Genomic DNA, 13904 nt, shown 5'->3' on the forward strand with positions numbered 1-13904 from the left:
GCTTCTCTACTTTGCCTTCATGCGCTTCTCCCGGTATTCCGACGGAATTTCGCCCGTAAACTTCTGGAATACTTTTGTAAAATAGCGCCTTTCGATATAACCAACCGACTTTCCGATGTCGGTAATGCTCTTATCGCTGTGCAGCAGCATCGACTTGGCCAGCTCCATCCGGTGCTTGGTGACGTATTCGACAAAGGTTTCCCCGAACTGCTGCTTAAACAATAAGCTGAAATAGCTCGAAGAGATGCCGAGGAAGCTCGCAATATCATCAACCCCGAAATCGTTGGCATAGTGCGTTCGAATATACTCCTTCGCTGCTGTCATCAGCAGCTCGCTGTTCTTCTTCTTGTTGGTGCCTTGCAGTCCGATGGCTGCGAGCTGCACCATGACCTGATGCAGGTGCGGGATGCTCTCGCTCTTGTCGAGGAGGCTCCAAACTTGTTCCTCCTCCTGCACATTGAGCGAATTCATCTCGCGCAATTCACGAAGCACATGGAGGATCAGAAAATGCAGCATTTGATAGGCTCTGGCAAAAGAGCTGCTTGGCAAGCCCTCCAGCAGCAGCTTTAGCCGGTTTAAGGCATCCTCCGTTTTGCTGCGATTCAACTGCTTGAGACCGGTCACAATCTCCTCGACCAAATACCATAAAGAACTGTTCGGATCCGACGGCTCTTTGGACTCCTTATAAGGCAGCACGGATTCTTGCTTATCGAGATGCAGCTGCATGAACCGCTGCAGCTTCCGGTACGTTTCGGAGAGTGTGCGCAGTCCGACGGCATCCGGAAAGAAACCGACGCTAATGCTCAACTTCACGGATTCCCGGACATCTTTTTGCAATTTAAGAGCTGTTTCGTAGAATCGGGACTGCCCCCCGGCATCACCGGTCCTGCAGGCCTGTTCCATGTCGCCGGCATCGTCCCATTGAATCAGCAAACACCATTCGCCTTCACGCATCTGCAATACGGAAAATTCAGCCTGGTAATCCCCTAATGAATCTTGCAAAACATTACGGACCGCGAAATTCCACAGTTTGCGTTCTTGCTCCGACCAAGGAAGCGATTTCTGCGAGTAATCGTCCACATCGATCATGATGAAACCATACTTCAACGTTTCCAGGTCCCTGTTATCGATCGGAAGCAGCGAATAAGCGGAAATTTCGGAGTAATTCATAAGAATATCCTGCAGGATTTTCTCGTAGGCCAAATTTTTCATTTTGCCCCACTTGTGCTGCTCTTCCTGCTTCATAACCTTGGAGTCCCTGATTTCGCCTGCCAGCGTACGAATACAATTGCCTAGCTCCTCATAGTTAATCGGCTTTAATATATAATCACTTACCCCCACCCGCATGAGCGAACGCGCATACTCGAAATCTTGATAGCCTGTCACCATCAACACTTTGCATGCCTCATTGATTTCACGGAGCTTTTGAACAAACGTAATCCCGTCCATCAAGGGCATCCGAATATCGCTCATCACCAAATCCGGCACATGCAGGCTGCACAACTCCAGCGCTTCGACCCCATTTTTTGCTGTGCCTGCGATATCGATCTCCAGCTCTTCCCACGGGATAACCGCTTGCAGATTTCGTAAAATGTTAGGCTCATCATCGGCCAATATCGCCTTTAGTCTCATAAGCCTGCCCCCTTTATTTTGGGAATCACGATCTTTATCGTCGTTCCGTGTCCTTCCATACTGCATATAAACATGCCGTAATGCGGACCGTACTGAATGCGTATGCGGTCAGCTACATTGCTGACGCCAAGTCCTCTTCGCTCTTCATTGACGTTGGCGCCCAATATCTCGTGAAAAGGCGTTTCCAGCTCTGTTTTATAATGAAACTTAGCTAATTTCTCGGTGGAGATGCCTACCCCGTTATCCGAAACGTACAATCCGATCCGTTCGCCTTCATCGGCCACTTTAATCGAAATAACGCCCATATAGTCGATAGGCTCAAAGCCGTGCTGCAAAGCGTTTTCTACCAGCGGTTGAAGGGTGAGCTTTAACATGCTGAAATCCAAAATCTCTGCATCCGCCTCAATGTCATAGCGGAATTTATCTTCAAAGCGGAATTCTTGAATTTCCAGATAGCTTTTGAGATGCTCCAGCTCCTGCTTCAGCGAAATCTCTTCCCTGCTCTCCATCCCGATCCGCAGCAAATTGCCCAGCCGGTATACCATTTGACTGACTTTCTTGCCTTGGTTTTGGATCGCGAGCACATTGATGGACTCCAGCGTATTAAACAGGAAATGGGGCTTGATCTGCGCCTGCAGCAGCATAAGCTCAGCCTTATTTTTGCGGTCCTGCTGGCGTTTGACCTCTTCCAGAAGATCCTCGACCCGCACGACAAGACTGTTAAAACCTCTGGCTAGCGCCGTTGTTTCATCCTTGCCGCTTTCCTCCATGCGCGTCGTTAAGTCTCCGCGTTCTACTTTTTTCATCGCATTGAGCATGCGCAAAATTAATTGCACAATGCGGCGGACGAACACTAAATTATAGACCAGCGCAAAAAACAAACAGACGAACGTAATCCCGGCGACCAGCTTCATAATCGTCTCAATTTCACCGGCCACGTATTTCCATGAGGTGATCGACACGACACTCCAATCCTGTACGCCCATCTGATTAATATTTAGATGATAGAGCGAAACTAAACTTTTTTCATTTTGAAAATTGGCTTGAAAGCTTTGATTGCCTTGCCGCAAATCCAGCTTGCCCTGCAGCAATTGAAGCACGTTGGCGCCTTCCAAATGCTGCTTATTGTCATAGAAAATAAGTCCGCTCTTATTTACGAGCAAGTAACGCTTCGAGCTTTCTTCATTCGTGTTAAAGGATTTAAAAATTTGGTCCAGCTCATTAAATCTGAATTTGAGCAGCATGTAGCCGAGATTGTCCATCGTCCAGAAATCTTTGACCATTCTCGCTTGATAAAACTCCCCGCGCCCAGCGCCCAGCTCCTTATATTCAGAAGGTCCGATCCACATCGGGCTCCCGTTCAGTTCTTTTATATGCTCAAAAGCGGTGCTGCTCGACAGCGTTTTCCAGGGCAGCACATTTCCGCTCGTTCTTCCCGCGCTGAAGGATTTGCCTGCATTGTTATAGATCATGACCGATTGGATCGGCGAATAAGTCAAAATGGAGCCGCGCAGCAGCGTATCAAACGTATTCAAATCATACGAAGAGGGCGCTTCTTCATTCGGCCTGACCTCGTCGATCGTTCGATAAATGCCTTGAATGCTGTCCTTGACCATCCAGAAGTCAGAGAAATAATTCGCTTCCTTGAACATGTAATAAATGTTGCGGGAAATCGCCTGCAGCGTAACTTCCGTCAAATCGCCGTACTTCTTCTCAATCAGCTGTTGCGATACCGTATACACAGCAGTGCCGAGCACGAACAAAGGGATAATAATAAAAAATAAAAACCCGATAAACACCTTTTTGTTCAAATTCATCGACGTATGGCAAACCCCTTCTAAACCGAATCAGGCACCATCCTCGTGCTGGCGCCTTTTCACCGCTTCTATTTCATTATAAATGACGTGTCTTGGGGTCACCTAGGGATAGGTTTGGATGCAGCGGGGATAAGATCCTCTAGTCAGTTATGGAAGTGAATGACGGGTTCCACCGTAACTTCCACGTTGCCTTTGAGAGCTTTGCTGATCATGCATGTCTGTTCTGCGCGATGGGCGGCTTTGTTTATTTTATCCAACTGCTCCGAAGGCGTATGAGCTGCTACTGAAATTTGCGGCCGGTGGATGATGCGGTTCACCTTCATCGCCGGGGAGTTTTCTACGAATATCTCCGATTTCAGCTCCAGAGATAGAATCCCTTGACGCTTCAGCAGCATGCCGAGCGTGATGAGATAGCAAGTTGCCGCCGCGCCCAGCAGCAGCTCCTCCGGGTTCGTGCCGATACCGGGACCGTCCAACTGGCTTGGCACCGAAATCGCCGCAGCCAGGTTGCCGGCCCGAATGCGGCCAGTGCCGTCCAAACCGCCGGTCCACTCTGCTACTAGATCAAATCGATGCTCGCTCATCGGTTTCACTCCTTTTTGAATGCAGCTTGGGATTGCAGATCTTGCTTCGGTGCAGGGTTAGACTGCTTTTCATCTCCGCTGCTGCTGCTGATGTGCAGGCCGATTACGCCTAAAATGATCAGGACAATGGAAATTACCTTCAACGTAGATACTGACTCATTGAACCACCAAATGCCGATGATTGTGATCAGCGCTGTCCCAACTCCCGACCAAATGGCATAGGCCAAGGAAACATCAAGCTGCTTCAAAGCCAGCGTCAACAGCGTGAAGCAAAGAATATAGCAAATGCCCATCACCACCGCGGGACCGATCTTCGTAAATCCGGCTGACATCTTCATTGCCGTCGTACCTACCGTTTCGAACAATATCGCCAGCAGCAGGAACGTCCAATTCATATTCCAAACCATTTCATCCATCCTTTGCACCTAATCTTGTTGCTCTCATTGTAAAGGAATATTATGGGTTTCACCAGTTTATCAGGCGGGAAATCGTCCAGAAATAACCGTACGGGAAGCAAAAAGGCTGCACGCGGCAGCCTAGGTTTTGGGTATGTGACAATCCGTATTTACATTCAAGCAAACTTGTTACGAAGCCTGCCGGCCATGCTTAGGCATACTTCCCACAGATCGGACACAGGCTCATTCGAAAATGGGATCGTAGGCATATAACCTGGAGGTCCGAATTCCGGCGTTATCGTTGTAAAGGCGAACCCTCTGTTCATTCGGGCTTTCCAAATATGTTCCCACCACATCTCATGCGTCTCCAGCTCCCGCCTATACTCAGGAGCGTCCGGATGAGGAACTTGCGGCCCTTGTGCATAGCCTACCCGCGCATGGATATGAATCGTCCGCTCGAAGGCGAGCTGCAAATTCTCCTGTTGATCCTCAAGGAGCGATTCACAGACACAGCACCAGTGGCTGAAATCAGCCGTTATTTTCAAATCAGGAATAGCTTGAAGCAGTCTGGCCGTTGTCCATGGGGTAAACATGGCCCGGTGCCGGTGAGTTTCATGGCCTACAGGGATGCCATATTGCTTCTCTGCGTCGATCGCATGTTCGAAAAATTGCAGCTGACGCTCCTCGCTCATACAATCCCGGGCACTGTGGGAAACAACCAATATCGGGTCCAGCAAGGCCGCCGTATGGAGATTAGCCGTGAAAGAGTCCTCATGATTTTCGGAGGTTGAAATAAGCGCGATATACGCCAGATTGTACTCTTTCAGCAGCTGTGCAAACTCCTTCCGATGCTCCTCCCGTGGAACAGACGCTTCTACACCTGAAAATCCGGCATCCGCTATTTTGGCGATTGCTTCTCGGTAGGAGTACGCTTCCATCCCCCACAATGACTTAAACAATTTCATCTGCATGACCATTTCTCCTTCTCTCATTCCATAGGACTTGCATACAAAGTTTATCGAAAATACATCGATGGAACCATGGATGCCCGTATTTATTCATGTATGATCGTACGGAAAATTAAAAATCGCCCCCGCCCTGTAATCAGGACGAGAACGATTTATTTTCCAGCAATAGATAAAGGCCAACTGTACGCACTTTAAAAGATGAGCGGCACTTCTCTTGCTATATATTGATCTCTATGAAAAAGCATATTTCATGTGTTGGAATCAAAACAATGAAAGCCCTACCTCTCTTCCATCCTTGCGGCTCCAATGACCGCGCCAGTACGAATTGCTTAACAAACACCTGCTGCCGAAACACGATGACACTGCCTCGGGTTTACCATAAAATGAGCTGAATTTACTGCGTCATTGGGAGAAATAACAAACAAGGAGAGGGGGTTACTTTCTACTCGCTAATCGTCCGTATGGGGGTAAATGAGGTTTGGTCTAAAGTGTTTATATGGTTCATTTCAATCAATTTATCTAATATACATGAAGATTGTGAAGTTGTCAAGAGTTCGGACCTATAGCATGCCCCTGGACACTATAACAACAAAAAACCGCGAGCCTAAGCCCGCGGTCCACTCTACACAGTAAATTTCTGCAGCGAAATTTGCAGCTCCTCCGCAAGTCCTGCCAATGACTTGGCAGAGTTCTCGATTTCCTCGGTCGTTGACATTTGCTGCTGGCTTGCAGCGGATGTCTCCTGACTAACGGAAATGCCTGTTTCCGAAACAGAGCTGACGATGCTCATCACTTGTTCGATGCGTACATTGGCATCCACAAGTTGATGAATGTTCTTGTTCACACTCTCTACCTTCACGTTGACTTTGTCAACGGAGGTTTCGATGTGGATGAACGATTCTTGCGCTTCGCCGGATATGGTTAGTCCGGCTTGCACTTTGCCCGCTCCATCTTGCATGGAGCTTACAGCGTGGTTGATCTGTCTCTGAATCGTGGAGACCAGATTCGTTATATTGCGCGCTGACGAAGCGGACTGCTCCGCAAGCTTGCGCACCTCTCCGGCGACGACCGCGAATCCGCGGCCCGCTTCTCCGGCGCGTGCAGCTTCAATTGCTGCATTCAAGGACAGCAGATTGGTTTGCGTAGAAATCGCATTGATAACATTGACAATCTCGCCAATTTTATGAGCATTTTTCCCTAACGCTTCAATGACACTATGTACTTCCTGCACCGCATCGGAAATCTCGTTCATCTGACCTGCGATCGATACGATGGATCGTTTGCCGTTCTGCGCAGCAGCCGTGGCTTGTCCGACGAGATGAGCCACTTCATGGGCAGATTCATCAATCAGCTTCGTGCTTGTCAGCATTTGCTGCACAGCCTCGTTGGCTTGATTCACGCCGGCAAACTGCTTCTCAAAATCCTCGGAAAGCTGCTGACTGGATGTCGCAACCTGCTTGGCCGCAAGGGAGCTTTGCTCCGAGCTGGCCAAAAGCTCTTCGGAGCTTGCCGAAAGTGTCAGCGCATTATCAGCGATTTGAGCCACCAAGCTGCGCAAGCTTTCAGTCATGCTGTTGAAGGATCCGGTTAATTTGCCGACCTCATCACGATAAGGATAATCCCCTTTCACGGAAAGATCACCGTTAGCCGCCTTCTCCATATGCTCCTGTAATTTCCGAATCGGAGTCGTAATAATCATATTCAATGCCAGCGCATTGGCCGTCATGATGATTATGGCAACGGCTATCGTCATGACGATAACCCAGTGCGAGGTCGCAGAGTCTCTGCTGCTTGTAAGCTGAAAACTCTCTGCCGCGGACTCTTTCAATTGCACCAATTTATTGAGTGCTTCTATGGTTTTGGCACTATGCGGCGATACCTCATTGTTGTACACTTGATAGGCAACTTGATTATTTTTCGTAGCGTGGTCTATCGTCGTTGTGACGATCTCGCGGTACTTCTTATTCAACTCTTCATAGCTTTGAAAGGCAGCCTTTTCCTCATCCGTTAACCGGATGCTTCCCAGCTTCGCGACAAGTTCCTGATTGGTGGCGCTATTCTCATCCAGCTTAGCCTTCAGCTTGCCCTTGTACTTCACATCAACGGAAAGCATCATCTCCAGCAAATTAGATTGGGTCTCATTAAGATTCGATTTAAGCTGATTAATCCATTTGACAGATAACAGACTTTCCTCGTACATTCTAGTAGTATTGCCAGACATCTTATCCATGTAGTAGTAACCCGTAATACCTACAATCAGAAGAAATAAAATGGCAATTGAGTTCATAAAGAGTAGTTTGTAGCGAAGTTTAAGGTTTCGAAGGACGGACAGATTAGCTTTCAAATTTCTAGTGTTCTTTAAAATGTTGCTATTCAAAATCGTGTTGAATTTCAATGTCCCGTGCTCCTCCCGAATGGAGATCCTCTAATCAAACGTTAGATTACCTCACATGGAAATAATTAATTTACCTATGGTTTATTTTACAAACAAGTGAACGTTATGTAAAGACATAATTCGCCAAAAACCGCATGTATATCGAACTTTTTTCCTAGTAAACAACTGCCGTTTTAGGTCTGGATCGGGGATATTTTACTATGCAATCGATAGGTTTTATTGTCAATCCACTTTCTGGTGATGGAAGAGGAGCTAACATCTGGAAGGAAATCGAGGCGTATCTACAGCTGAATCAGATCCCCCATGTGTTCAAAGCAACGACAAAAGCCGGCGAAGCCGCAGAGCTCGCCAGCGCAATCATACAAGAACATCGGGTTGACATACTGATCGTCGTCGGCGGGGATGGGACAATACATGAAGCGGCTCAAGGGTTAGCGCACCTGCAAAAAGCAGGAATACACAGCAGACTTGCTGTCATTCCTGCAGGGACCGGCAACGATTTTGCGAAAGCCTACGGCATTCCCAAGCACCCGCTCCAAGCGCTGAACATCGCTTTGAAGGGGACGAACAGCGTGCAAATCGACCTCCTGCGCACAGCGAACGGCGGGATCGCCGTAAACAGCATCGGCGCGGGCTTCGATGGCATGGTTGCCAAACTAACGAACGAGTCCGCCTACAAAAAAACTCTGAATCGCCTGGGCCTCGGCAAACTATCCTACTTCCTGACGATTCTTCGTGTGTTCGCAACATACAAGCCCTGCACCGCTTGGTTAGAGGTGGATGGGAAGGTTCATGAACTGCCGCATATGTGGCTGACTGCCGTCGCCAATATTCCTTTCTACGGAGGCGCCATCCAAATATGCCCTTCCGCCTCGCCTTACGACGGCATCCTCGATATTGTCGTGATTCAAAGCATAGGGCGCTTCCGGCTGCTTCCTATCCTTTTCACCGTCTATCAAGGCAAACATACCCGGCATCCCGCCGTTACATTTTATAAGGGCACGTCGGTCTCGCTGCGCACGGAAACGCCTTTGCTTATTCATGCGGATGGCGAATTTGCGGGAGCAACTCCGCTGCAAGTCGAGCTAACGCCTGCGGCAATAACCGTAATTTGTTAAACGGACAGTTTCAAACGTTGCCGTTGTACAATCAGATACGTTACGAATATAGCTAAGATACATGCAATTCCAGTAATCGACAGGTCGGGAGATAACCCGTCTTTGGCAATTTGGGTGTAGATGCCCACACCTGCAAGCATCATGGCGTTTTCCACAAAATTTTGGATGGCAATTGTTTTCCCGGCGCCCACGATCCCCTGACCCCGGTCCTGCAGAACGGTATTCATAGGTACGATAAACACGCCGCCGCTGAAGCCTACCAGAAGGAGCAGCCCTATCGTTGCGTACAAATTGGTAATGAGCGGGAACAACAAAATGCTGAAGATCATGAGTATTCCAAATATAAAAGAATTATAATAGCGTTTCGCGGGAACGAGTTTTGGCGTCATTAGCGCACCAATCATGATCCCTACGCCGGTTACAGCGACTAGCATAGAAATTTGATCGACGGAATGTATGCCAAGATGAGCCGGGACCCAAGCAATGATCGCCAAACGAACGACTGAGGAAGTCATCCAGAATGAGCCTGTGCCAACGAGCGAGAAACGGGTTTCGCGGTCTTTTAGCAAAAATTTCAAGTCGGATAAGAACGCTCTCGCTGCCCGGCCATAGCGGATGGACGGATTTCCTTCCAGCTTTGGCATTTGCATCGTCATTTGCAAAGAAATCAAGTACAGCGCGAGGCAGGCGATCATGGAGCCGGAAAGCGACATTTTAGCCAAAATCCCGCCACAGACAGAACCGAGCAGAATTGCCATGATCGTGTAGCCCTCCATACGCGCGTTTGCTCTCAGCAGCTCATGATCGGAATGCGTAAGCGCAGGTAGAATGCCGTATTTGGCAGGCGAGTAGACTGCAGCCCCTATGCCGACGATGCCATAGCTCACAGCGGGGTCGATGTGCAGGAGCATGGCGAGAATGCCGATGCTTTTGATCGCATTTCCGATGAGAAGGACGCGGGATTTGGAGTTTTTATCGGCAAAAGCGCCGACGAATGGTGCAAGCAGGACGAACGCGACGAGAAAAGAAGCCTGCACAACACCGATATAATAGTCGGGTAAAACATTTTGTTTAATGATCGCCAGCGTAATGAAAAGTATCATGTTGTCGGCAAAAGCGGAAAGAAATTGCGTCAAGTACAGTGTCTGAAGCGGTTTCATTTTCATAACGTTTCTCTCCTTTATGATGCGTAATGATCTCCTATTGCTCCGCGTTTGATTGTCGCATAGTCAATTTTCCCGCTGCCCAGAAGCGGCAATTTCTCCACATAACGCAGCTCAGCAGGTATATAAATGGCCGGGGTGCCTTTCTGTTTCATAGCTTCCCTAAGAGACTGAAGCTGCTCCGCCCCGCTGTTGTGATAGACCACAATCCGTTCTCCCTTTCGCGCATCCGGAACAGAAATGGCTGCACACATCGCTTGTGGCGCCAAGCAGGCGGATACCAGCTCTTCGACCATCGGCAGCGACACCTTTTCCCCGCCAATCTTGGCAAAGGACTGCATCCGGCCCTGAATCGACACATACCCTTCTTCATCGATCTGAACAATATCCCCGCAGCTGTACCATTCCGGTACAGGGACAAATCCCTGCCCGTGAATCAAGTAACCTTTCATGACATTGGGACCTCTCACAAGCAAATTGCCGCCAAGCTCGATGCCATCCACCTTTTCGATTCGAACCTCCATGCCAGGCAGCACCCGGCCAACCGTTCCCTTCTTCACGTGCATCGGCGTATTCAGCGAAATCACAGGTGCCGTTTCGGTCGTTCCGTACCCCTCCAGAATCCGAATGCCGAATTTATCCGCCCAGATTTGACGAACTTCCTCTTTCAGCTTCTCGGCGCCAGCCACGACATATTTCAACGAGCAAGCAAAATCGTAAGCATGAGCGGTTCTCGCATAGGCCGACAGGAACGTCGATGTTCCGAACAAAATCGTAATGTTCCGGTCATACACGATCTCCGGAATCACTTTGTAATGCAGCGGGTTCGGATACATCACCATCTTCATGCCGGAAAGAACCGGAAGCATCGTCCCTGCCGTTAATCCAAAGGAATGGAACATCGGCATCGCCCCTAGTAGAATATCGGAGGCATTGAAAGCAATCACAGCCTTGGCCTGCTGAATATTGGCAAAAATATTACGATGGGTCAGCACGACCCCTTTCGGCTTGCTCTCACTGCCTGACGTGAACAGCACGACCTCATTTTTCTCCTCACCGACCGGTCCTTTCGCCTTCGTCACATAGTCGCGGATTCCTGACCATCTATGTTTATATGAAATGCTCATCTTAACGTCTTCAAGATAAATAACGGTGTAAGCTCCGCCCGCGCTTTGGATAAAATCGGCAAGCCCCGCTTTCTCGATAAAAGCCCGGGACGTCACGATCACCTTCGCAGAAGCTGTTTCGCATGCGTCCAGCATGGCCTGCTTTCCTGAGGAGTAGTTCAAGATTGCCGGCGTAATCCCTAATCGGAACAATGAAAACAAAGTGACGACATGTGCCGCCGCATTCGGCAGCAGGACTGCTGCGCGTTTTTGATTACCGAGCTGCTCCTTCAAGCGCCACGCCATCGTATAGGTGGTCAGCAGCAGCTTGCGGTAACTTAAAGCCGTATCCGATATCACGTCTTCGCAAATGATCTTCGAGACGCCATGCTGCTTGGCTGCGATAAGAAGTTCATTGAATAAGTTAAGCTCCGGCTTCATTCGGCTGTCCACGATATGACTCTGCATGCGGCTGCCGATCAGATCCGTTGCCCGCTCCTTCTGAATTCTTCGAGTAAGACGGTCATCCACCGGCACTTGAAAAGCTTCCCCTATCGTAATGGTGACCGCCGGAAACCAAATCTGCTTCATTTTGCCGCGAAGATAGGAGAACTTGGAATGCTCCAGCCCGCTAATGGCGATCGGCACCATATGCGCTCCAGATCTCGAAGCAATATAACCGATGCCGCCATAGATCTTCATCATGCTGCCTGTGGTGGTAATGCGTCCCTCCGGAAAAATCACGAGCGGCGTACCGCTCTGCACCGTTTTGAGCATTTTCCGCACTGAGTAAGGATTCAAAGGATCTACCGGAATGTGCATCCGAAAATGGAGCGGCCAAGCAAAACGTTTGGCCATTCGGGTATTCACCACAAAAGCCACTTCCTTAGGCAGGATCAGCGCCAGCACAACAGCATCCAGCAAAGACACATGATTAGGAATGAGCACCGTTTTCTCTTTGAAACATAACCGTTCTATCCCCTTTGCTTTTACGCGAAAGACTCCCAATAAAGCAGGGCGCAGCAGTGGCAGCAGCAGCTTTAACAGCGTAATAAACAACCATTTGATCATGATGATTCCTCCTAAGCGTTCGCATGGCAAAGCTGGACAACCTTGCAGATTACGGCAGCATCCATGCTGTTATTGGGCTTCTCTTAATACCTGGTCATAATCCCATTGTATGCATTTGCCGCGATTCTGATAGTACTAACTTTGCCTAGTACTGCTGCCAGAGGCTAGTTCCTCAACCCGTGGGTGGAATGTCAAGGAACCCTAGGTCTCATCACGTTACGGACACAGCAGCCGTTATCTTCGCGAAAAGCGTCATGTCTCTCTGCTAACGGACACCCGAGACTTTATTGGCTGATTTCGGGGTGAAATCAGTCCCCAAGCGAGCAAGTAAAAGCGCCGGTGTCCGTTAAATGCTCGAAGGGTCCTTTTCCATTGAATAAAGGCCCCTCTGTCCGTCAGCGAGGATAAAAAAGACCGCAGCACCCGAATCCGAATGCAGCGGCCTTTTCAACTTTGTTCACTTCGAAACTTCACTCGTTAAAGCTAATGTATTCCCCTCGGAATCCCGGAAGAACGCCATCCAAATATCCACACTGCCCATACTCGCGACAACATGAAGTTCGCTAATAAAGGCAACGCCGCGTTCGATGAAAGCTTCATAAACGTGCTTGATGTTCTCCACTTTATAATAAATAACCGATCCCGGGTGGTTAAATTCGGGCTTTTCCGGAAGGCTGATCATCAACCGAACGCCATTGCAATCAAAGAAAGCCATTTGGGAAGCTTGAAACAAAAACTTCATTCCCAGCGTATCGCGATAAAAAGCAACTGCCCTGCCAATATCCGCAGCATTAACAGAAATTTGCCCAATTTGCGTTAAACCGATTTCGCTCATACCTCGTCACGTTTCCCCTTCCAAACAAAGATACCCATATTCTACCATGCAAAGGGGCTACGCGCCCAGTATCTTCCTCAACCTGGCCGGGAAGTCCGTAATAATCCCTGTAACGCCGGCTTCGATCAGCCTCTGATAATCCTGTACATCGTTCGCCGTGTAAGGGTATGTAGCAAGTCCGGCAGCCGATGCCGCAGCAGCATCTTCCTTTTCCAAAAGCTGATGATGTGGATGCAAAGAATGCACCTCGATGCCGAGTTGCTGCGCATAGGCGGCATGATTGAACAAGTCGGCGGCATACAGCAGCCCCACCTTCACCTCGGGCTCAGCCAGCTTGATCCGGTGAATCACCTTATGATTGAATGAAGAAATCACCACATCCTCCATTCTGCCGCTCTCGCGCAAGAAGGCAAGCAGCGCCTTCTCCAAGCGCCCTTCATAGGCATGCTTCACTTCCACGTTGATGAGGAGTCCCCGCGGCACAAGCTCGAATACCTCCCGCAGCAGCGGCACCCGTTCCCCAATGAACGACTCGGAGAACCATGAGCCTGCATCGAGCCCCTGAATTTCCTTCCAGCTTTTTTCGCAAATGAGGCCCGTTCCGTTCGTCGTTCGATCAAGCGAAACATCATGGCAAACGACAATTTCACCGTCTTTCGTAAGATGCACGTCCAGCTCGACGCCATCCGCCCCTTGCTCGACAGCTAAAGCAAAAGATCCTAACGTATTTTCCGGCGCTTCTCCGGCAGCTCCCCGGTGTCCTATCACAAGCGTTTTCTGTGTATTCATTGTACACGCTCCTATCGTCATGAATGGCTCA

General features: G+C 49.2%; 11 protein-coding genes. 1 reads left to right on the forward strand and 10 read right to left on the reverse strand.

All coding sequences use genetic code 11. From position 1 onward, the window contains the following. Window positions 1-6: 6 nt before the first annotated feature. From AC3WRW_RS07745 to AC3WRW_RS07770, 6 genes are all read right to left on the reverse strand, one after another. Window positions 7-1632 (reverse strand): response regulator, encoded by a 1626-nt coding sequence (locus tag AC3WRW_RS07745; RefSeq protein WP_492545770.1) that lies wholly within the window; start codon window positions 1630-1632, stop codon window positions 7-9. Next, window positions 1629-3449 (reverse strand): sensor histidine kinase, encoded by a 1821-nt coding sequence (locus tag AC3WRW_RS07750; protein WP_492545771.1) that lies wholly within the window; start codon window positions 3447-3449, stop codon window positions 1629-1631. The genes AC3WRW_RS07745 and AC3WRW_RS07750 overlap by 4 nt, the downstream gene beginning before the upstream one ends. Window positions 3450-3592: 143 nt before the next feature. After that, a complete protein-coding gene (locus AC3WRW_RS07755) occupies window positions 3593-4033 on the reverse strand; it encodes an OsmC family protein (protein ID WP_492545772.1) in 441 nt (146 codons plus the stop codon). A 5-nt stretch (window positions 4034-4038) separates the two neighbouring features. Then, window positions 4039-4449 (reverse strand): DMT family transporter, encoded by a 411-nt coding sequence (locus tag AC3WRW_RS07760; RefSeq protein WP_492545773.1) that lies wholly within the window; start codon window positions 4447-4449, stop codon window positions 4039-4041. A gap of 155 nt (window positions 4450-4604) precedes the next feature. Continuing rightward, window positions 4605-5399, reverse strand: a complete 795-nt coding sequence (locus AC3WRW_RS07765) for a sugar phosphate isomerase/epimerase family protein (protein ID WP_492545774.1) — start codon at window positions 5397-5399, stop codon at window positions 4605-4607. Between the two features lie 619 nt (window positions 5400-6018). Next, window positions 6019-7791, reverse strand: coding sequence for a methyl-accepting chemotaxis protein (locus tag AC3WRW_RS07770; protein ID WP_492545775.1), 1773 nt, complete (start codon window positions 7789-7791; stop codon window positions 6019-6021). A gap of 200 nt (window positions 7792-7991) precedes the next feature. On the opposite strand from AC3WRW_RS07770, the gene AC3WRW_RS07775 reads away from it, so the two are divergent. Further along, the gene (locus AC3WRW_RS07775) at window positions 7992-8909 is read left to right on the forward strand and encodes a diacylglycerol/lipid kinase family protein (RefSeq protein ID WP_492545776.1); all 918 of its coding nucleotides are present in this window, start codon (window positions 7992-7994) and stop codon (window positions 8907-8909) included. Here AC3WRW_RS07775 and lplT read toward each other — a convergent pair. From lplT to AC3WRW_RS07795, 4 genes are all read right to left on the reverse strand, one after another. Further along, entirely contained in the window at window positions 8906-10075 is a 1170-nt protein-coding gene (lplT, locus tag AC3WRW_RS07780) for a lysophospholipid transporter LplT (protein ID WP_492545777.1), read from the reverse strand. The two genes, AC3WRW_RS07775 and lplT, sit on opposite strands and share 4 nt — an antisense overlap. A 14-nt stretch (window positions 10076-10089) precedes the next feature. Next, a complete protein-coding gene (locus tag AC3WRW_RS07785) occupies window positions 10090-12249 on the reverse strand; it encodes an AMP-binding protein (protein WP_492545778.1) in 2160 nt (719 codons plus the stop codon). Window positions 12250-12706: 457 nt separating this feature from the next. Next, a complete protein-coding gene (locus AC3WRW_RS07790; RefSeq protein ID WP_492545779.1) occupies window positions 12707-13084 on the reverse strand; it encodes a VOC family protein in 378 nt (125 codons plus the stop codon). A 57-nt stretch (window positions 13085-13141) separates the two neighbouring features. Then, window positions 13142-13873: a glycerophosphodiester phosphodiesterase gene (locus AC3WRW_RS07795; protein WP_492545780.1), complete on the reverse strand. Its 732-nt coding sequence runs from the start codon at window positions 13871-13873 to the stop codon at window positions 13142-13144. Between the last annotated feature and the right edge of the window lie 31 nt (window positions 13874-13904).

It is taken from the genome of Paenibacillus sp. FW126-R14 (assembly GCF_058789495.1).